The sequence below is a fragment of the Streptomyces sp. NBC_00252 genome (genome assembly GCF_036187565.1).
Taxonomy (GTDB): Bacteria; Actinomycetota; Actinomycetes; order Streptomycetales; family Streptomycetaceae; genus Streptomyces.
Window position 1 is genome coordinate 3,563,781 of record NZ_CP108087.1, and the last position, 20,154, is coordinate 3,583,934.

General features: G+C 71.4%; 16 protein-coding genes and 1 pseudogene. 8 read left to right on the forward strand and 9 right to left on the reverse strand.

Annotation, left to right across the window (positions count from 1 at the left end; all coding sequences use genetic code 11):
- Positions 1-245: 245 nt before the first annotated feature.
- Both OHT77_RS15260 and OHT77_RS15265 read left to right on the forward strand, forming a co-directional pair.
- A complete protein-coding gene (locus tag OHT77_RS15260) occupies positions 246-608 on the forward strand; it encodes a BlaI/MecI/CopY family transcriptional regulator (protein ID WP_328828959.1) in 363 nt (120 codons plus the stop codon).
- The gene (locus OHT77_RS15265) at positions 605-1,534 is read left to right on the forward strand and encodes a M48 family metalloprotease (RefSeq protein WP_328828960.1); all 930 of its coding nucleotides are present in this window, start codon (positions 605-607) and stop codon (positions 1,532-1,534) included. The genes OHT77_RS15260 and OHT77_RS15265 overlap by 4 nt, the downstream gene beginning before the upstream one ends.
- A gap of 147 nt (positions 1,535-1,681) precedes the next feature.
- On the opposite strand, the gene OHT77_RS15270 is transcribed toward OHT77_RS15265, so the two are convergent.
- The 6 genes from OHT77_RS15270 to OHT77_RS15295 form a co-directional block, all read right to left on the reverse strand.
- On the reverse strand, positions 1,682-2,560 hold the full coding sequence (locus tag OHT77_RS15270; protein ID WP_328828961.1) for an ABC transporter permease: 879 nt from the start codon (positions 2,558-2,560) through the stop codon (positions 1,682-1,684).
- Positions 2,561-3,073: 513 nt separating this feature from the next.
- A complete protein-coding gene (locus OHT77_RS15275) occupies positions 3,074-3,802 on the reverse strand; it encodes a response regulator transcription factor (RefSeq protein WP_328828962.1) in 729 nt (242 codons plus the stop codon).
- Positions 3,803-3,849: 47 nt separating this feature from the next.
- Positions 3,850-6,498 carry an ABC transporter permease gene (locus tag OHT77_RS15280; protein WP_328828964.1) on the reverse strand — a complete coding sequence of 883 codons (2,649 nt, stop codon included), beginning with the start codon at positions 6,496-6,498 and terminating at the stop codon, positions 3,850-3,852.
- The gene (locus OHT77_RS15285) at positions 6,495-7,157 is read right to left on the reverse strand and encodes an ABC transporter ATP-binding protein (RefSeq protein WP_328828966.1); all 663 of its coding nucleotides are present in this window, start codon (positions 7,155-7,157) and stop codon (positions 6,495-6,497) included. Before OHT77_RS15285 ends, OHT77_RS15280 begins: the two co-directional genes overlap by 4 nt.
- Positions 7,144-7,848, reverse strand: a complete 705-nt coding sequence (locus tag OHT77_RS15290; protein ID WP_328834247.1) for an ABC transporter ATP-binding protein — start codon at positions 7,846-7,848, stop codon at positions 7,144-7,146. The genes OHT77_RS15285 and OHT77_RS15290 overlap by 14 nt, the downstream gene beginning before the upstream one ends.
- Positions 7,849-7,853: 5 nt before the next feature.
- Positions 7,854-8,495 (reverse strand): hypothetical protein, encoded by a 642-nt coding sequence (locus OHT77_RS15295; RefSeq protein WP_328828967.1) that lies wholly within the window; start codon positions 8,493-8,495, stop codon positions 7,854-7,856.
- Between the two features lie 156 nt (positions 8,496-8,651).
- Here OHT77_RS15295 and OHT77_RS15300 point away from each other — a divergent pair, with 156 nt between their 5' ends.
- Together OHT77_RS15300 and OHT77_RS15305 are read left to right on the forward strand one after the other, a co-directional pair.
- The gene (locus tag OHT77_RS15300) at positions 8,652-9,974 is read left to right on the forward strand and encodes a sensor histidine kinase (RefSeq protein WP_328828970.1); all 1,323 of its coding nucleotides are present in this window, start codon (positions 8,652-8,654) and stop codon (positions 9,972-9,974) included.
- Positions 9,975-10,436: 462 nt separating this feature from the next.
- Positions 10,437-10,835 (forward strand): annotated as a pseudogene (locus OHT77_RS15305) (GtrA family protein); the annotation flags it as partial.
- Between the two features lie 53 nt (positions 10,836-10,888).
- Here the strand turns inward: OHT77_RS15305 and OHT77_RS15310 are convergent.
- Together OHT77_RS15310 and OHT77_RS15315 are read right to left on the reverse strand one after the other, a co-directional pair.
- The gene (locus OHT77_RS15310; protein WP_328828971.1) at positions 10,889-11,173 is read right to left on the reverse strand and encodes a hypothetical protein; all 285 of its coding nucleotides are present in this window, start codon (positions 11,171-11,173) and stop codon (positions 10,889-10,891) included.
- Positions 11,174-11,581: 408 nt separating this feature from the next.
- Positions 11,582-13,093: a hypothetical protein gene (locus tag OHT77_RS15315; protein WP_443048024.1), complete on the reverse strand. Its 1,512-nt coding sequence runs from the start codon at positions 13,091-13,093 to the stop codon at positions 11,582-11,584.
- Between the two features lie 82 nt (positions 13,094-13,175).
- Here OHT77_RS15315 and OHT77_RS15320 point away from each other — a divergent pair, with 82 nt between their 5' ends.
- The 4 genes from OHT77_RS15320 (at position 13,176) to OHT77_RS15335 (ending at position 17,794) form a co-directional block, all read left to right on the forward strand.
- Positions 13,176-13,613, forward strand: a complete 438-nt coding sequence (locus OHT77_RS15320; RefSeq protein WP_328828973.1) for a hypothetical protein — start codon at positions 13,176-13,178, stop codon at positions 13,611-13,613.
- Between the two features lie 446 nt (positions 13,614-14,059).
- Complete coding sequence (locus OHT77_RS15325; RefSeq protein ID WP_328828975.1) at positions 14,060-15,823, forward strand: phosphatidylglycerol lysyltransferase domain-containing protein; 1,764 nt, start codon at positions 14,060-14,062, stop codon at positions 15,821-15,823.
- A 397-nt stretch (positions 15,824-16,220) separates the two neighbouring features.
- Positions 16,221-16,730, forward strand: a complete 510-nt coding sequence (locus tag OHT77_RS15330) for a hypothetical protein (protein ID WP_328828976.1) — start codon at positions 16,221-16,223, stop codon at positions 16,728-16,730.
- A 158-nt stretch (positions 16,731-16,888) separates the two neighbouring features.
- Positions 16,889-17,794 (forward strand): COG4705 family protein, encoded by a 906-nt coding sequence (locus OHT77_RS15335; RefSeq protein ID WP_328828977.1) that lies wholly within the window; start codon positions 16,889-16,891, stop codon positions 17,792-17,794.
- 295 nt (positions 17,795-18,089) lie between these two features.
- On the opposite strand, the gene OHT77_RS15340 is transcribed toward OHT77_RS15335, so the two are convergent.
- Positions 18,090-19,841 carry a hypothetical protein gene (locus OHT77_RS15340; protein WP_328828979.1) on the reverse strand — a complete coding sequence of 584 codons (1,752 nt, stop codon included), beginning with the start codon at positions 19,839-19,841 and terminating at the stop codon, positions 18,090-18,092.
- Positions 19,842-20,154: the final 313 nt, after the last annotated feature.

Below are 20,154 nucleotides of genomic sequence, written 5' to 3' on the forward strand. Positions count from 1 at the left end.
CATCGGGGTTGGCCATGGTGACGGTGAGATCTCGCGGATCCACCGCAACCGGCGGCAGCGTGCGCCTTCCTCGCTCCAGCAACGGCCTGTGCCGCCGGATGCGTCCAGGATGGCGAGGGAGAGCGGGATCCGTTCGCCCGCATCGCCCGACACTCGTCCCGTCCGCAGGCAGCGCCAGATAACCGACTACAATTTTGTAGACCGTCTGTTGAACTGCAGACGTTGGCGGAGTGAGGACGTTCCCCATGACCGACGAGAGACGGCCGGCCGGTGAGCTCGAAGCCGCCGTCATGGCTGCGCTGTTGACCGCCGGTGTCCCGCTCACGCCGGGACGGGTGCAGACCGGGCTCGGCTTCGGACTGGCCCGCACGACGGTGACGACGATATTGACCCGGCTGCAGGAGAAGGACGTCGTCAGCCGTGAACGGCAAGGCCGCGGATACGCCTACTCTCCCGTGCAGGACGCTCCCGGTCTGACCGCCCGGCGCATGCACACCGTTCTCGACCGGGACGCCGACCGGAAGACGGTCCTGGCCCGTTTCGTCGCCCAGCTCAACCCCGGCGACGAGGAGTTCCTGCGCCGGCTTCTGGAGGGTGACGAGCGATGACAACTCTGCTGCTCGTACCGTTGATCCTGCCCTTCCTCGCGCCGAGACTGGCCCGCCGAACCTTCAGCCGCCTGGCCCCCGCCACCGCGCTGTGGGTTCTCACCGCCTCGGCCCTGGCACTGGCGGGGACCTGCGTCGCAGCTCTCGGCGCCCTGGTTCTGACGGGACTGCTGAAGTTCCCCGCCTTCGCGGCCCTCGGCGAACTCGTTCACCCCCTGCGCACCCCCTCGGACTACCTCGTCCTCCCCGCCGCCGCGGCGGCCACCGGAGTGCTCACCCTCGGCGCCTGGACCCTCGTGCGCTCGGCCTTCCTGCAGACCCGCGCCTTCCGTACCGCCCGAACACAGGCTGACCGCCGCCCTGCCGCCGGCGACCTGTGCGTCGTCGACTCGCCCCATCCGGACGCGTACGCCTTGCCTGGACGGCCCCACCGGATCGTCGTCACCACCGCGATGCTGCGCAACCTGGGACCTGACGAGCGCGAAGCCCTCTTCGCCCATGAACGCGCCCACAACCGGGCCGGCCACCACTACTTCCTGGCCGCCGCCGAACTCTCCGCCCACGGTCACCCCGCGCTGCGCGCCGTCCGCGACACCATTCGGCTCGCCGCCGAGCGGGCCGCCGACGAGGCCGCGGCCGGCGCCATCGGCGACCGGCGCCTGATCGCCACGGCCATCGCCCGCGCCGCTCTGGCCAGCAACGCCGCGCGGTCCGCCCGCCCGGACTTCGCCCCTGCGGCGACGACCGGCCCGGTTCCGCAGCGAGTCACCGCACTCCTCGAATCCTCCGAGGGCCGCTCGCGCCCCACGCGCTGGACCGCGTTCCTCCTGGTGGCCTGCACGGTCCTGTCCGTCGCTGCCGGAACAACCGGCGTCGTCGCCTTTCATCACCAGGTGGAGATCGCCCAGGGCGAGGAGGGCCCATGACCGGTCTGGCCCGGCGACCGGTTGGCGCGCTCCTTCTCGTGCCGCGCACTTCACGCTGGGGGACTTGAGCTTCTCCCGATACGGCGGGCAAGTCGTCGTTGACCACCTGCCCGCCGCCCTTCACGCGGGTGTTGCCGTGACTGCCTCTCACGGCGCTTGCGTCCGGCTCTCCTGCTCGGGTCTGGTCCGTCGCCGAGGAGTGAGCCACGGGATCCGCAAGGGACGTGGGCCGGGTGCTTTCTCATGGCGCGGCAGATCGGTGATGCGGGCGCGTGCGATCAGCTCCAAGGTGGTGGCGACGGCGACCGCCTGAACGGCCATCAGAGCGACGAGAACGAACAACTGCACCGCGCCCGCGGTGACGGGATCGGCTCCGCCGAGCAGCATGCCGACGAACGCGCCGGGCAGTGTGACCAGCCCGACCGTTCGGGTCTGGTCGAGCCCCGGCACGAGCGCCTCCGAAGCGGCCGAACGGGCGATCTCCACCCTGGCGTCGCGATCGATCATGCCCAGTGCGAGCGCGGCTTCGACTTCGCCGTGACGCAGCCTCAGCACTGCCAGGCTCTGCCGTCCGGCCAGAACCGTGGCCGTCATCGCGCCGCCGATCAGGATGCCGGTGACCGGGATCATCGTGATACCGGTCACCGGCACGAGGCCGGTGGACAGCAGCAGCGAGACAGCGGGTACGACGCCGGCCGCGATCGGCACGGCCGTCCACCACCACGTGCTGTCGGAGGTGATGCGGCGGCCGGCCGTACGCACGGCGACGGTGAACATCAGCGCCAGGAACACGGGCAGTCCGGTGGGCGAGTGGGCGACCCAGCCGATGGCCACGGAGACCAGCACGAGCTGGACGGCCGCGCGCAGGCCGGCGGTCACCATCTCCCTGGCCCGGCTGGTGCCCTGATCGGGCGTCAGCTTGGCGAGAGCGGCCACGGCGACGGCGGCGGCGAGAAGGACGGCCAGGACCCAGGCGAGAGTCGCGTTGACCGGGAGCAAAGCGGCCGAGGCTGTCAGCAATGGCATCACCGTGGAAGGATTCGGCTCTGGCTGCGACCGTGCTCGGGCTGAGTCGGTTGCACGGGAGGGCTGCTCAGAGGGTGACGCTCCGGCCCTCGTCTTGGGGCATTGTGCAGTCCGGAAGCGTCCCTGACCCCGCGTCCTCCTGTCTGCACCGTGAAAGCGACATGACCGTCGTCACGCAAGCAACGGTGCCCACGAGCAGCGGCACGGCCACCTACAGTCTACAGATCTGTAGACGCTTAAAGAAGCCCGCCCTAACTCACAATCGAGAGGGTCGGGTAGGGCCACAGCGGCCGAACTTGCCCGTATCGCCAGGGAGATGCACGACACCGTCGCCCCTGACGGCGACCGATCCGAAGTTTCTGCCGCCCCGGCTCACCACCGAGCGGGCCGCCGATGAGGGAACCGTCACCGTCGACCACGCCGAACCCTCTGCCTGCCCGGACTTCGCACCTGCTCAGCCGCCCTGGGTGCGCAGTTGACGGGGACCCGTGGTCGCTGCTCGACCGGGGCCCGTCAGAGTTCCAGGCGGTAGCCGTGTCCCCGCAGGGTGGTGATACGGGGCAGGCTGCCGGCGTGGGCCGAGGTGTCGGCGGCCTCGGTGAGGTGGCGGCGCAGGCCGGCCATGGTGACGTCGAGGGTCTTGGTGGAGCCGAACCAGTTCTCGTCCCAGACCTCGGCCATCAGGGTCTCCCGGGAGACGGCCTCGCCCGGGTGCTGGGCGAGGACGGCGAGCAGGTCGAACTCCTTGGGACGGAGCGGGACTTCCTCGTCGTGGAGGGTGCAGCGGCGGGCGGAGACGTCGAGGACGAGGTCGGCCAGGCGGACGGGTTCCGGTGGCGGCGTGGCGACGGCACGGCGGCGCAGGTGGGCGCGGAGCCGGGCGAGCAGCACGGAGAGGCTGAAGGGCTTGACGAGGTAGTCGTCGGCTCCTGCGTCCAGCCCGGCGATCACGTCGATGTCGTCGGTGCGGGCGGTGAGGATGATGATCAGCAGGTCGGGCCGGCGGGCGCGCAGGTCGCGGGCGATGTCGAGGCCGTCCATGTCGGGCAGGCCCAGGTCGAGGAGCAGGACGTCGTACGAGGATCGCGCGGCCTCGGCCAGGGCGGCGGAGCCGGTGCGGCTCCAGGTGGGTGCGTAGCCGTTGCCGCGCAGACCGGTGTGGAGGTGGCGGCCGATGGTGTCGTCGTCCTCGACGACCAGGACGCGCGGTCGGCTGCGGTCGGCGGTGACGGGCATACGCATGGGCGACAGCCTAGAAGCGGGCGGCCCGCCGGTCCGGTACGGCGCGGTCACAGGTCGCGCAGTTCCTCGACGGCCGGGCGTCCGGCGCTGCGGATGCCGTTGAGGGCGGCGGCCAGTACGGCGGCCACCGCGGCGCCCGCGGTCAGGATCAGGTAGCCGGAGGGCACCGACAGGCTCGCCGGAGGTGGGTCGAAGACGCCCGTGAGGACCTTCACCAGCATCTCGGACAGCGCCCAGCCGATGAGCGCGCCGCCCGCCAGTCCGCCGGAGGTCAGCAGCAGGGCCTCGGTGAGGACCATGCCGCGCAGTTGGCGGGGTCTCGCGCCGAGCACGGTGGCGATGGCGAAGGTACGGCGGCGTTCGGCCAGGCCGAGGGCGAGGACGAGTCCGCCCGCTCCGGCGGAGAGCAGTACGGCGAAGGCGAGTTCGATACGGGTCAGGCCGGCCAGGTCGACGGAGGTGAGGCTGGTGCCCACGGTGCCGCGGGTCTGGGTGAGGTCGGTGACGGTGGCGCCGGCGCCGAGCTGCTTGCGCAGGTGGGCGGCGATCTGCTGCTGGTGGGTGCCGCCGGTGTCGAGCAGGAACGCGCCGACCGCGTCGCTGCCGGTCGCCTTCGCCACATAGGCGGCGTTGGCGACGAAGAAGCTGTCCTTGGGGGCGGTGGGGAACTCCTTGACGATTCCGGCGTAGTGGAAGGGGACGGTGCGCAGGGCCTTGGTACGGGCGTCCTGGACGCGGAGGTTGACGGTGTCGCCCGGGGAGAGCTGGAAGTCGTGGACGGTCTCCACGCTCACCAGGAGGTTGTCGGGGCGCTGGGCGAGGCGCCGCATGAGCTGGTGGGCGGTGCCGCCGGCGAAGTACGCGTCCTGGAGCGAGGTGGCGTGGGCGATGGTGTCGGGGCGGACGCCGTAGAGGTCCTGGAGGTCGGAGCCGACGTAGGCGAAGCGGTGCTGGACGGGCTCGACGTGCCGTACGCCGGGGACCTCCAGCGTGCTCGCGGCGGCGGGCGGGACGTGGGCGCCGGGCGGTTCGGTGACGGTGACGTCGGCGCCGTTGGTCAGCCGGGCGTCGGCCTCGGCCTGCTGGTGGTAGGTGGCGTTGAAGACGGCGGTGGAGAGGGCGAAGGACACGGCCAGGGCGAGCAGCACCACGGAGCGGGCCAGCGGCCGGCGGCGCCGGGACAGTACGGCGGCCGTGGTGCCGGCGAGGGTGGCGGTCAGGGGGCGGGCGAGGCGGGCCAGGGCCCGGCGGCCGTGGGTCAGGGCGAGCAGGGTCAGGCGCCACAGCAGCAGGGCGGCACCGATCCACAGCAGGGCCGGGCCGAGGAAGGCCCAGTAGGAGACGGAGAGGGTCGGCACGCCCTCGGGGGCGAGGACGAGGGCGTACTGGTTGCCGGAGGAGGCGCGGAAAACCAGCCAGGAGCCGATGAGGAGGGCGAAGTCAAGGCCGTAGCGCAGCCACCAGGGCGAGCGGGTGGCGCGGACGCCGGTCTCCTTGCGGGTGTCGGCGACGGTCACCGAGCGCAGGTCGAGCAGGGCGGGGACGAGGACGGCGCAGGCGGCCACGGCGGCGCCGAGGACGAAGGCGATGCCGTACCAGATGACCCAACTGGCCGCGCTCGCGCCGAAGGAGGCGGCGCCGAAGGCGAGGCGCCCGGTCAGCGCCGCGATGCCCAGACCGGCGAATCCGCCCACGCCGCCCACGAGTGCGGCTTCCAGGCCCGCGAGCGTGGTGATCTGACGGGGGCGCAGCCCGCGCAGCCGCAGCAACCCCTGTTCCTGGCGGCGCCGTTGGCCGCCCGCCGAGGCGACCGCGGCGGTCAGCGCAGCGGCCAGGACTGCTCCGGGTACGCCGAGGAAGAGGAAGAGGATCTGGGCGTAGAGGGCGTCCTGGCGGGCGGAGTCGAGGGCGGCGCCGAGGTTGTCGCCGACCAGGGCGCCGCCCGCGGTCTTGGCTTCGAGGTGGTGGGCGGCGCCGGTCACGGCGCTGAAGGCGGCGGCCGGGTCGGCGGGCAGTCCGGCGTCGCGGGCGACGTGGATCTGGGTGGTGAGGGCGGTGGCGCCGCGGGTGAGGGAGGTGAACCGGGCGGCGGGCAGGAGGATGACGTTGTCGGGGGGTGCGGTCGGCTGGGACTGGGTGGGGGCGCCGACCTTCTGGAACAGGGAGTCGGCCTGAGGAAGGTCGACCACGCCGTCCACGCGCACCTGGCGCGGTCCGGTGCCCGGCAGTTGGACCGTGACGGTGTCGCCGGGGGCGGCGTGCAGGTTGGAGGCGGTCTGCTGGGCGAGCAGCACGCCGTCGGGCGAGCCGGAGAGAGTGCGGATCGCGTCGGGGAACAGGTGGCGGTAGCCGGGTGGCAGGCCGAGGGCCATGCCGGGGCCCGTGGTCTGGGTGCTGCCCTGCACCCGGGCGGTGAAGCCGGTGGTGCGGGCGTAGCCGACCAGGAGGGCGGCCCGGGTGCCGGGGTCGGTGCGGACCTGCCGCAGAACGGAGTTGGCGTCCGCGCCGGGCTGCACCTCGACCTGCCAGTCCACGGCGACCGAGCGGACGGCGCGCTGGCTCATGGTCGCCTTCGAGGCGGTGAGGAAGGAGCCGAGGGCGGCGACCAGGGCGACGGCGAGCGCGATGCCGGTCATGGCCGCCAGCAGCCGTCCGGCTCGATGGCGTGCAAGGCTCCGTGCCCACGAGGTGATCATGGCGTGTCCTCCGGTGCGAGCAGCCGTCCGTCGCGCATGGCCCGCCGGACGGTGAGCCGGGCGGCGACGGCGGGGTCGTGGGTGGTGACGACGAGGGCGGCGCCCGTGCGGTCCGCCGCCGTGAGCAGGGCGTCCAGGACGCGGGCGCCGGTGGCGTGGTCGAGGCGGCCGGTGGGTTCGTCGGCGAGGATCAGGCGTGGTTCCTGGGCGAGTACGCGGGCCACGGCGACCCGCTGGGCCTGGCCGCCGGAGATCTCCTCGGGCAGCCGGTCGGCGAGGTCGGCCGCCCCGACCAGAGCGAGGGCCTCGGCGACCGGACGATGTGTCTGCGCCTCCGGCCGGCCGGCGAGGACGAGGGGAAGGGCGGTGTTCTCCGCGACGTCCAGGGCGGGGACGAGGCTGTCGGCCTGGAACACCAGCCCGATGTCGGGGCTCCCGTCGACGCCGGGCCAGGAGACGGTGCCGCTGGTGGGGTGTTCGAGTCCGGCCAGCAGATGCAGCAGGGACGACTTCCCCGACCCGGACGGGCCCACGATCGCCAGCCGGTCGCCGCGCCGGACGCTCAGGTCGGCCCCGTGCACGGCCACCACGGCCGTCGTGCCGCGTCCGAAGGTCAGCGCCGCGTTCTCGCAGACGACGAGTACCTCAGTGCCGGACATCGCTCGCCTCCCGCGTTTCCCGGGCCTGCCCGTCCTCCAGGGTGATCACCCGGTCGGCGATCCGGACGGCCTCCGCGCTGTGCGTGACGATCAGCACCGCACAGCCGTCCGCGGCCCGCTCCCGGACCATCCGCAGCACCAACTGCTCGGTGCCGCCGTCGAGTTCACCGTTCGGTTCGTCGGCCAGCAGTACGGCGGGGGAGTTCGCGAGGGCCACGGCCAGTCCGGCGCGTGCCAGTTCACCGCCGGACAGTTGCCGTGGCAGGGCACGGGTGCGCCGGCCGAGGCCCACCTGCTCCAGCAGCGTCTCGGGGGAGACGGAGGGACGGCCGCGTACGGCTCGCTGGGCCAGGCGGATGTTGTCCCGTACGGTCAGGTGCGGCAGCAGGTTGCGGCTCTGGAGCAGGACGCCGATGTGGCGGGCGCGCAGCCGGGCTCGCTCGGTCTCCGGCCGGTGGCTGATACGGACACCGTCCACATGGACGTCACCGCCGGAGGGCTCGTCGAGTCCGGCCAGGCACGCCAGCAGGGTGGACTTGCCCGCTCCCGAGGGGCCGACGACGGCGACCGTCTCGCCGCGCCGCACCGTCAGCGACACCCCACGCAGGGCCAGAGTCTCCTCCTCGCCCGCACGGTAGAAACGGTACAGCTCGCGGGCGGTGAGCGCGTCGTCGTACGACCGGGTGGGCATGACGGTCACCGCCACCCGAAGGAGTCGCTGACGATCCGCCACGGGTCGACGTTGTCGGCGTTGACCGGCCCGGACAACGTCAGGTCCACCTTGTGGCCCTGCCGGTAGAAGGCGTAGCGCTCGAACGCGTCACGCACCACCTTGCCGGTGACCGGGTCCTTGGCGGAGTCGCCCTGGTAGGTCAGCCGGACGACACGACCGGCGTGCCGGGTCACCTCGGTCACCTTCGGCCCGGCGAACTTCGGTACCTGCGCCTTGAGTTGGGGCACGACGGTGTTCGTGACGGATCCGACCGTGGGTGCGGCGGAGGCGGTGGCCGTGGTGACGCGGACGGTGTTCAGCTTGTCCGTGAACACGGTCGTGGCGCCCTGCCCGGTACGGGCCCAGCCCTCGGGCACCTTCACCGTGAAGCCGGTGAAGCCGCTGCCGGGCCGGTAGGCCACGTACACCTGGTTGTCGGGGATGTCGCCTGGCGGATTCGACTCGGTGGGCGCCGGATTGGCCTGCTTGCCGCTACCCCTGGCTGCCGAAGCGGACGGTGCAGAACTCGAACTCGAACCCGAGTGCGAGCCGGAGCCCGAACAGCCGGTGATCACCGCCGCGACCAGCGCCAGTCCTACGGCGGCGGATGTGCGTACAGGAGCCATGGCCACTGCCCTCCCGGAAAGCCTGCGACCGGAGATCGGTCATGGCACCGACGCTAGGAGGCGGCCGGTTAACGCCCGGCACGCCGAGGGCTAGACGACGGCAAAAGCGCGTGGCGCATCGCCTCCGGGCAGGCCGCCGGCCCGCAGGATGAGGGCATGAGACAGCGTGTCGTGCGCGTCGCCCTCACCGCCGCCCTGGTCGCCGTGGTCCTCCTTGCCGTCCCGCTGGCGCTGGCGATCAGGTCGTCCCTGTACGCCGGCCAGCGCGACACCCTGGAACGGGCGGCCCTGTCGGGTGCCGTGCGGGTCAGCCCGGACTACACGACCGGCGATCCGGTCGAACTGCCCGCGCCGCCGGTCGGAGGGCACCTCGGCCTGTACGACAGTCATCTGCGCCTGCGGGCGGGCAGCGGCCCAAGGACCGGTGACGCGACGGTGCGGCGGGCCCTCGGCGCGAGGGTGGTGCGCGGTCACTCCGGTGGTGACCTCACCGTCGCCGTGCCGGTGTCGCACGCCGAGCAGGTCATCGGCGTCGTCCTCGCCTCCTCGCCCAGCGCCGCCGTACGCGACCGGGTCCTCGCCGTGTGGGCCGTCCTCGCCTGTGCCTGCGCTCTCGCCCTGACCGTGGCGGTCCTGGTCGCCCGCCGCCAGGCGCGGGTGCTGGCCGCCCCGTTGGAGGACCTCTCCCGCCACAGCCGGGCCGTCACCGCCGGCGACCTGAGCGCACGCGCCACGTCCAGCAGCGTCGCCGAGATTGACCAGGTCGCCCGCACCCACAACGAGATGCTGCACAGCCTCACCGAACTCCTGCGCCACGAACGGGACTTCACCGCCAACGCCTCCCACCAGCTGCGCACCCCGCTGACCGGACTGCAGCTCACCCTGGAGGCGGGCCTCGCCCAGGACGACGACGCCCTGCTGCGCCCCGCCTTGGAGGAGGCGCTGGCCACCACGCGTCGCCTGCACGGCACGGTGGAGGAGGTGCTGCGGCTGTCCCGTTCCCCTGGACTGCCCGGTACTCGGGTCCCTTCCGTGCCGGTCGCTCGGCTGATGGGGGAGATCGAGGACCACTGGTACGGGTTGTTCGCCCGCGACGGCAGGCGGCTGCTGTGCACGGCGGGTGACACGCCGGATGACGCCCGCGTCCCCGCTGCCCCGGTCGCCGAGATCCTCGGCATCCTGCTGGACAACGCGCGCGTGCACGGCCGCGGCATCGTCCACTTCACGGTCCGCGACCTCGGCGACGCCCTCGCCTTCGACGTCGCCGACGAGGGCGCCATCGAGACGACCCGGCCCTTCGAGCGCGGACACACCGGGGACGGAGAGGGAGAGGGCATCGGCCTCGCCCTGGCCCGGGACCTCACCGTCACCCTCGGCGGCAGACTCTCCCTGACCGGCCGACGCCCCACCACCTTCACCGTGTTGGTACCGGTCCGCCAGGACGGGACCGAAGACAGGACGGGGGACGGCGACGACTGAGGACGCCGGCACGACCAGTCTGCGTATCCGGCGAGCCCCCTCGGCACCCGTGGCGACAGCAAGCCAGTCGTGGCGAGCCGACGCGAGGACGGCGTTTCGGGTGTGCGAAGGGGAAGTCGAGACGCTTTGCCCGTTGGTAGCCCGCCGCGAAGGAGGAGCGCTGGAGCTGTGGTGCCTGTGGGTCGCCGTGAACGGCCAATGCCCGGCCCGGCGCCCGGTCGCTGTCCTCGCATGCTGTCCGGACCCTCACGCTCGAAAACGGAAGGCCCCCTCGAACCACACCTGTCGGGCACGCGGGTGCGAGCTCACCGTCCCGCGCAGACGTCCGCGATACGGTGCCGAGGAAGATCACGCCAAGGGCGGAGGCTTGGCAGCCCACCCCTGAGCGTGACCGTGCGAAGCCCGAATCTCTGGAGGACTGTGCGTCCGGTGAACACAGCGGATGAGGCAGACACGAAGCGCATGGAACATTCCGCGCTGCTTCGTGAGGTCGTGAGGTTCGGTGCCGTCGGTGGGCTGGGCGTCGGGGTGAATCTCGCCGTGTTCAACCTCAGCCGAGCGGTCACGTCAATGCCAGTGGTGCGATGCAGCGTCATTGCGACCAGCGTGGCGATGGTCTTCAACTACCTGGGTTTCCGGTATTACGCCTATCGGCACCGGGACCCGCGGGGTCGTGCCGTGGAGTTCGCTCTCTTCTGTCTCTTCAGTGTCGTCGGCCTGGTCATCGAGAACGGGGTGCTGTACGTCGCGACGTACGACTTCGGCTGGGACTCGGCGCTTGAGAGCAACCTTTTCAAGATCGCGGGGATCGCGTGCGCGACCCTCTTCCGCTTCTGGTCCTACCGCACCTGGGTGTTCCGAGTGCAGCGCTGAGAGTGTTTTCGTCGGGCGCATTCGACGTCGCACGTTGACGTTCAACGGTCCTCGCCGGAACCGTCAGCACCCCGACGACTTGCCGCTGGACCCCGCCTACGCCGAGACCACCCGCTCAGCCCCAGGCGCTGCCCGGCATCGACCGCCACCGCGGGCATCGCCGGTGTCATCTCGGCGACCGTCTCCCGCGCGATCCGCAACCGCTCCAGCCCCGCCCTAGCCAGGTCCAGCCTCCCGGACACCTCGACGAGTTCGGCCTCCAGCCCTTCCACCTGAACCAGGGCAGCAGCCTCGCGAGCTTCCAACTCCTCGAACAGCGAACCCATCAGACGCCCTCCTCCACCTTCACGGTAGACGAGCCGCCCCGAGCACAGCCCCAAGCACCGCTCCCGCAACTCAGCCCTTCACCAGAAAAATCGCACCCCAGCCGGCAAGCAGGACGCGACGGGCGGCGACGCCGCGAATTGCGCGGCCGTCAGCCGGCCGGCGGGCAACGGCTCGCTGACCGCGCCCTGTTGGGCCGGAGGCGAACACTGCCAAGTCGCACGACGGCGATGGCGTCGCCCGCAGTCGGCCCAGCCGGCAGCGGTCGGCCGCGGCGCGTCGCTCGGTGTCGGCGTCGATGACAGACAGCTCGGTGCAGGGCCGCGAGCACAGCCACGGCAGACAGCATGAGGAGGGCGGCGGCTGTGTGCCGGTGGATGAGTCGGCCCGCGAGGACCGGGGTGGAGCGGTCAGGCGCCGAGATCTTGTCGTGCGGTGGGGGAGATGTAGGCATACACGGCACCCTCCAGCCGGATGAGCCTCCAACCGCGGGCGTAGGACGGCGGACGGGTCGCGCCGGTGGTGAGGACGGCGACCGGCATCCGCTGGGCCGCCTGGGTGATGGTCACGGCGTCGGCGTTGGCATTGGGGCCGCTGGTACTGGCGGAGCCGCACCCGGCGTAGAAGGCGATCGGGAGGGCCGACGGCCCGGTGAGCAGACACGGCGGGCGTACACCCACCCGGCGCAGCGCGGCGGCGGTGCGCTCCCAGCCCTTGTGGGCGGCCGTGGTGCGCTGAACGGTGTGTGCCAGCACCGCGTACTGCACCGCCAGATGCCCGGCCAGAACCATCGTCACCAGCGTCACGGTGACCGGGCGCCAGGCCCTGCCCGGCGCGGTGACCAGCCGGACGAGCACGTCGGCGACCGGGATGGCCAGCAGCGCGTAGGTGGGCAGCAGGAAGCGGGGCGCGGCGTATCCGATCAGGAACAGATAGGGGATCGCCGCCGTCACCGCGCACGCCAATGGCAGTGCGGTGCGCGGCGTGCGCCGGCCCCGTACGGCCACGGCCAGCCCGATGGCCGCCAGCACCGGCAGAGCGAACCACCAGGCCGTCACCGCGGGGTTCGGCATCGCGCCGGTGCACGGTCGGCACAGCGAACGCCCGCCCAGACTGCGCAGTTGGTCACCGATGGCGACGTGCCAGCCCAGACCGCCCTGGATGTCGGATCCCTCGGACAGCCGCTGGCCGAGGCCCCCGAAGCGGACGTACGCCTCTATCACCCATTCGGCCGCCCCGGCCGCCAGACCACCCGCCAGAGCGATGAGCAGCCGCCGGTGCCGCCACCGGCGAAGAACCACCAGGGCGAAGAGCAGCGGCAAGGTCACCCACACCGCGTCCGTGGGCCGCATCCCCGCCATCAGCAGGGCACTTGCCGCCAGCCCCCACACCGGACCACGTCGGGTGAGCTGGGTCCGGGCCTGGAGGAAGCAGCCGACACCTGCCAGGGCGCCGACCGCCACCCAGTAGTTGGGCATGGCCTGGGGGCCGTAGAAGACGGTCACCCACAGGCTCGCGAACAGGGCGCCGCCCAGCGCGAGTACCTGGACCGGGAACAGGCCGCGCCAGGAGCGCAGTGCCAGGAACAGCCCGAGACCCGCCAGCAGTGCCAGGTAGACGCGCAGGAGGGGGGTGGACGACGACCACGAAGCGACCGGTGCCACCAGCAGTGAGATGCCGCGGGCGCGCGGGGCGCTGAAGAACGATGCCGGGGCGTGGGAGCTGACCTGGCTGACGTACACCGACTCGTCCCAGCCCAGCCCCATCCCCGGCCCTACGACCACCAGTTGGGCCAGGACGAAGGCGCCCGCCACCGCCGCCAGCCACCACTGGCCCCTGCGGCTCCAGCCCGCGGCCGGGCCGAGTGGCGGCTCGTGGCCGCCGACGCGGTCGAGTGTCACGGTGTGCACGGCTCTGGTCATCGTCCGTCCCTCGCCCCTGACGGCAGGTAAAGTGGTGATGACCCTACAGGTTGTAGGGTCACCTGTAGGGGCCGGGTCACACATGGTCGAACTAGCTCGCACGCTCCCGGAGCGCACCGCGAAGGTCGACGAGGTCCGGCCGCGCCAGGGACGGATCGTGCTGCGGCTGTCCCTGGTCGGAGTTGTCGCCGACCGGGCCACCCTCGTGCTCCGGGCCCGTGACGGAGGCCGAGCCGAGTCGCGGCTGCCCGCCGAGAGTCACGGCGGTCGGTTCCAGGTACGGCTTCCGTTGGACGCCCTCGCCACCGCGTGCACCGCTCGGGAATGGGTCTGGGATCTCTACCTGGACGCGGGGACGGAGGGAGCGCCGCTGCGGCTGGGCAGGCACCCGGACGGCATCAACGGTGAGAGGAACGTCTTCCTCTGCCCGGCGCAGCATGTGGCCGGGATGCGGGTGCAGTTGTACTGCACGGTCTCGGACAACTTGTCGATCGCCTGCGTGCGGGAGGAGAAGCGGTGAGCTCCGCTGCTGTGTCCGCTCCAGCGCCCCCGACTCCGTCCGGCGTGACGCCTCTTCGGCGAACGGGACGGCTTGAGCGCGACCTCCTCGACGTACCGTGGCCCATCGGCAGGGCCTGGCACCGGTCGATATCCAGGAGGGCGCGGCGGCGGTGTCCCCGTTGACCTGCCGCAGGCCGTCCTCCGGTGACTTCGTGGGTTGGGTCCGTCCAGCCCATCGGAGACGACCTCGGCGCGCGGGAAGCCGTACGATGCGCCGCCGAGCGAAGAAGCCAGGTCATGCATCAGATCCGCGTACCCGAACCCGCCGCCCCGGCCTCCCTTTCGTCCCCGTCCACGCCGGTGACCCCGGCCACCCTTCCGAGGTGAACTCCCAAGGTGCCCGCACACCTCTCGCCCTCGAACCTCCGACAGCCCACGCCCACGGACCGCGTTCCCTCCCCGGCCGTGCCATCGCGCCCACGTACGCGGCTGCGCGGGGGCGCGGCCTCGGCCACGGTCTGGTACCTGCGGCTGCTCGCCGTGCTCAACCTGGCGGCGGTGGTCTCGCTGTCGTTCCGCGACGAGGTCCAAGAGCACAACGTCGGTGAGTACTTCACCCCTTACCTGGCCACCGCCGGGCTCGTCTCGGCGGCGCTGGCACTCTTCCTCGCCATGGTGATGCGGCGCCGCAAACGGGCCGCGTGGATCTTCAACCTGCTGCTGGCCGGCGGGCTGTTCGCGCTCTACACACTGGCCATGACCCAGGATGCGTACCGCGAGCACGTCACCAACTGGGGCTCCCTGCTGCTCACCGGCCTGTTCGTGGCCGCGCTGCTCGTCGGGCGCGGGGAGTTCACGGCCGTCGGGGACCGCTCCAACCCGAAGCTGGCCCTCGTCGCGGGAGCGGGCGGTCTCCTCGTCAGCGGCACGATCGGCACGCTGCTGGTCGCCGCCACCAACAAGCTGCCCGGCGCCACACTGACCGACGAGATCGCGTACACCCTGCTGCGCGGCGTCAGCGTCGGGCCGCTCGCCGACCGTGTCGACGCCGTGCACGCACCGCGCTGGGTCGACGTCCTCATCAACATCCTGATCGCCGCGACCTTCCTGCTCGTCCTGTACGCCTGCTTCCGTGCCCCGCGCGGTCGCGCCCTGCTGGGCGAGGACGACGAACAGCGGCTGCGCGCGCTGCTGGCCCGGCACGGTGAGCGGGACTCCCTGGGCTACTTCGCCCTGCGCCGCGACAAGGCCGCCATCTTCTCCACCAGCGGCAAGGCGGCTGTCACCTACCGGGTGGTCGGCGGCGTCAGCCTGGCCTCCGGCGACCCCATCGGAGACCCCGAGGCATGGCCCGGCGCCATCGACGCGTGGCTGGAAGAGGCCCGCCGGCACGCCTGGACCCCGGCGGTGATGGGCGCGAGCGAGGAGGCCGGCACCATCTACGCCCGGCACGGGCTGGACGCCCTGGAACTGGGCGACGAGGCCATCGTGGAGATCGCCGACTTCACCCTCGAAGGACGCGCCATGCGAGTGGTGCGGCAGGCCCACAACCGGGTGCGCCGGGCCGGATACACGGTGCGTATCCGACGCCACGAGGACATCGCGGACGACGAGATGGCGCTGCTGATCGACAAGGCCGACCACTGGCGCGACGGACCGACCGAACGCGGCTTCTCCATGGCGCTGGGACGGCTCGGCGACCCCGGCGACGGCCGCTGTGTGATGCTGGAATGCCGCGACGCCGACGGTGAACCGCGTGCCCTGCTCAGCTTCGTTCCCTGGGGCGAGCACGGCCTCTCCCTGGACCTGATGCGCCGGGAACGCGACTGCGAGAACGGCCTGATGGAATTCATGGTCGTTGAACTGCTGCTGCGTGCCCAGGAGTTGGGCGTACCGCGGGTGTCGCTGAACTTCGCCATGTTCCGCTCGGTCTTCGAACGCGGCGGGCGCCTCGGCGCGGGCCCGGTACTGCGGCTGTGGCGCTCGACGCTCACCTTCTTCTCCCGCTGGTGGCAGATCGAGTCGCTCTACCGCGCCAACGCCAAGTACCGGCCCGTCTGGGAGCCCCGCTTCCTGCTGTTCGCCAAGAGCGCCGACATCCCCCGCATCGGCCTGGCCAGCGCCCGCGCCGAGGGCTTCCTCACCCCGCCGCCGCTGCCCGCGCTCCGGCGCCGAGGGCGTTCCTCCGCCTCCGAGGCAGAACCGGCCCCGGCAAGCCACGGCTTGTGACGCGGCTCGACAACGGGCAGGTCTTCCGGCCGCGAAGCCGAACGGGCACGCCCTGCGGTCCCCTCGACCGGTCCGCCCAGCGGCACGGTGTGCGGGCCGCGCAAGCAATCACAGGCCACGCCCCGGCAGGAGCGGTGGCGTAGGAGACGAGGACGGCGCGGCCGAGCGGGCGGCGCAGCCAGTTCGTCGCACGGTCAACAGGTGAGTGGGAAACACCGGGAGGGTTCACGGCGTCCTTCTTCCGTCACGAGGGCAGGGGTGGGACGGGACGCCGGTATGTGCAGGTGGGACAGGCGGATGCACAGGAGGGCATCCTTCTCGGACGGTACGTGTGGGGCAGGTGGTCAGCACGCGCAGTCAGGATGCGTTCAGGCAACCGGTGGCACGGTCGTGTCTCATGACCTACGAACTGTCCGACACACCGGAAGCCGTACGGGACGCCAACAGTCCAACCCGGCACGCACACCGCCTCCGCCTCAACAAAGTCCCCGAGATCACCGTCTACTTCTGGATCATCAAGGTCCTGTGCACGACGGTCGGCGAGACCGCGGCCGACCTGCTCAACGAGAAGGCGGGCCTGGGCCTGACCGGTGTGTCCGTGTTGATGAGCGCGCTGCTCGCGGTCGTCCTGGTCGTCCAGTTCCGCACCCGTGCCTACCGGGCGGGCGTGTACTGGCTGGCCGTGGCGCTGATCAGCGTGGTCGGCAGCCTGATCAGTCTCACCCGTCCGCTGGGCACCTCGATCGGCGACTACCTCTCCCAGCCGACTGGCGACGGCGGCCTCGGACTCGGCACCGTCGTCACGAGCGTCCTCTTCCTGGCGGTCATCCTCGGCATGGTGGTGTATCTGACGGTGACCCGCAAGGACGTCATCGACCGCGAGCCCATCGCGGGACAGGCGGCCTGAACAGCGGGGAGGCGTTCAGGAAGCGTTCAGGAATTGATCGACAGAGTCGGACACCACGGCCGTCTTCCGCGGCCGGACCATGCATTACAGGGCGCCTGATCTCTCCACGGGAACGGGCGCCCTTCGACGCCCCCCACCTGGCAGGAGTGTCCGTCACCTTGGAGATTCCGGAAGCCCTCACCGACACCGACGTGGCCAGTACCCACCAGCGGACCGTGGCCACCGCTAAGTCGGTGATGAAGAAGCTGCCCGAGGTCACCCTCGCCTTCTGGATCATGAAGATCGCGGCGACGACCCTGGGCGAGACGGCCGGCGACCTCTTCGCCCAGACCCTGAAGCTCGGCTACTTCCTCACCACGATTGCACTCTTCGTGATCTTCATGGTCACCCTGGTCGTGCAGTTGCGCTCAAGGCGTTACAACCCGTTCTTCTACTGGACGGTCATCCTGTCGACCAGCACGGCCGGCACCACGATGTCCGACTTCATGAACCGCGACGCCAGCACCAAGTACCTATCGAACGGCGCCACTTCACTGGGCTGGGGGCCGCAGGGTCTCGGCCTCGGCTACCCGACCGGCGCGGCGATCCTGATCTCGATTCTGGTCGTCATCTTCGCCGTGTGGAAGCGGACCGGGATGACGTTCGTCATCCGGGACATCGTCACCTTCCGCGGCGAGGCGCTGTTCTGGTCGGCGATCCTCGTCTCCAACACCCTCGGCACCTCGATGGGCGACTTCCTGTCCGACAGTTCGGGCCTCGGCTACGCCGGCGGGGCGGCGCTCGTGACCGGCGTGCTGCTGGTGCTCGTCGCCCTGATGAAGGTGCCCGCGGTGCCGAACGTGCTGCTGTTCTGGATCGCGTTCGTGCTGACTCGTCCGCTCGGCGCCACCGCCGGCGACTTCCTGACCAAGCCGGTCGCCAAGGGCGGCCTCGATCTGGGTACGCCGGGTTCGTCGGCCGTGCTCCTGACGGTCCTGATCGGCCTCATGGGGTACGCCCAATTCCAGGAGCGTCGGCGCCCCGCCTGTCTCCGCCGTAGCCTCCGCGGCTCGGCGCGCGACTGAGCCGCTCGGAGGACGGACTGCCCGGTTCGGGTGGGCGAGTCCGATGCGCCTGGCCGTCACGCGAAAGGACCTCACCCGGCCGGAGTTCGCCATCGGCCGGGTGACGTGAATGGTGCGAAGGACGTCTTGCCCGGCGGGTGGCCGTGGCCTTCGTACCCAGGGGCGGTGACCGTGTGGTCGGCCCCTCTTGCGGGCCGATCGTGCGCACGGTCCCCGCCGCAGGAGTCGTCTGTGGATCGCTGCTTCCCGGGCAGGCGCCGAGTTCTCGTTTGGCTGCCCCTCACCGATGCACGGCCTACCGGGTGCCCTCGATGGGTGCGGTGCTGATCGTCATGGGTGTGCCGGTCACGGCGATGAGGTACATGCGCCGATGCGCGCCCGGCAGTGCGCGGTGGCCGCCGACCGGCCGTACGACGTACACGGCCGTGCTGTGCGGGGCGAGGGTGGCGGGTCCCGAGGCGATGGTCCACCAGCTGGAGGCGCCCTGGCCGAGGCGGCTGGCGAAGTGCGGGGTGAGGGCGGTGCCGGTGGTGTTGGCCGCGCGTACCGTGACGGAGGTGACGGCGCGGTGAGACCGGCCGGTGAGGTGAGTGGTGAGGGCCATGCGCAGGGGCGGCGGGCTGGCGGCGGCGACGCAGGCGCACAGCAGTGCCGGGGTCACCAGCGCCATCGCCACGGCGGCCTTCGCGGGGCGGCCGGTGAGGCGGGGGATACGGGGCTGCCAGGCATGGGCCAGGGCCGAGGAGGGGACTGTCGCGGCGGCGGCCAGCCACAGCGGGGTCATCATCAGGAAGTAGCCGTCCTGGGAGCGGGTGGCAAGGTAGAAGGACAGCCAGGGCAGGACGGTCAGAGCCGTTCCCAGGCGGCGGGCGAACAGCAGGGTCGCGGCGAGCAGGCCGATGAGCAGGAGTTCGCTGGCGTAGGAGTAGTAGTCGAGGCGGCTGCTGCCGTCGGTGAAGTAGTAGGAGATGCCCATCAGGCCCTGGCCGTGCAGGATCGCCTTCTGGGTGAGGGGCAGCAGCAGTCCGTGCAGCCAGGCGGAGAAGCCCTGAGTGGCGAAGTAGGCGTTGATGGCTGCCCATGTCAGTGCTGCGACTCCGGCGAAACGGGCCAGTACGGCCGCCGCGGGGCGGGCCCCGAGTTCGCCACGTCGTACCGCGTACAGGCCGATCAGCAGGAACGGGGCGAAGAACCAGGCCAGTTGCTGAGTGGCACAGGCGGCTCCCAGGCATACGGCCCGCAGGACCCCGCTCTGTCCCAGGCGTCCGCCTGCTCCGGTGGTCGGCCAGTAGACCGTCACCGGGATCAGCAGGGCCAGGGCGACGATCGCCGGGTAGCCGGAGCGGGCGTAGCCGGGGAGGATGCCGAAGCCGAGGCACACAGCGGTGGCCGCCGACCGCCAGGGGGCGGGCAGCAGCAGCCACAGCGTGACCGTTCCGGCGATCAGCGCCCCCGTGGTGACCAGAGTGGCGGCGGCCGACGTGTGCAGGAGGGCGTGGACCGGAGCTGCGAGCAGGGCGGTCAGCGGGGGATAGCCGTACGTGTAGTCCGCGGAGCCGGACATCGTCTTGGTCAGGCCGGAATGGGATGTGCCGAACAGCCAGGGCCAGGGCTGTCCGTAGACGGGGCGGCCGTGCACGATCTGGTCGGCGGCCTGCGCGGTCAGTACGCCCTCGTCGGTACCGGCGTGGTTCAGCCAGTAACCGCAGACCACCAGGACCACCGCGAGGACGAGAACTCCGGCGTCCACCCGGACCAGGGCCCGCCGGCCTCGTACGGCGAGTGCGAGTACCCCGCACACGAGGATCCCGGCGTAACAGACGGAGATGACCGCGGCGACGGGCGGATCGGAGAGCATCGCCTGGGTCCAGGCCGAGCGGGTGCCGATGAACAGGCTGATCGTGCCGATCAGCGTCATGGCCCGGTGCCACTGCTGGGGGTTGTCCGCGTCGTCGGAAGCCCGCGGCCGGTCGGCGGCGGGCGGTCGTGTGTAACGCCGCCACACTCCGGTGTCGACGGTATGGGCGGCCATGTCCAGCTTCTCCATACTCGGCTACTACATCATGTAGAGGTGAGACGGGCGCTCCAGGTTCGTCCAGATGAGGTGAGAGCGTCACAAGAAAGTGGGCCGGCGTTCAGGAACGGTCGGTGCCATCACGCGCGCGACGCTCGCATGTCCCGGCGCCTCCGCCGACTCTCCCCGCTTCAAGACCGCAGCCCTGCGAACGTCTCCTTCTTGGGGAAAACCAGGTCCGCTTGGTGAAGACCCGACCGCGCATTCCGGGTGTGTTCACACGTGCGCCGGTTCCGGTACACGAGGCGGGCCTCTGATGGGCCCGGCACCCGCAGCCGCCCCGAAC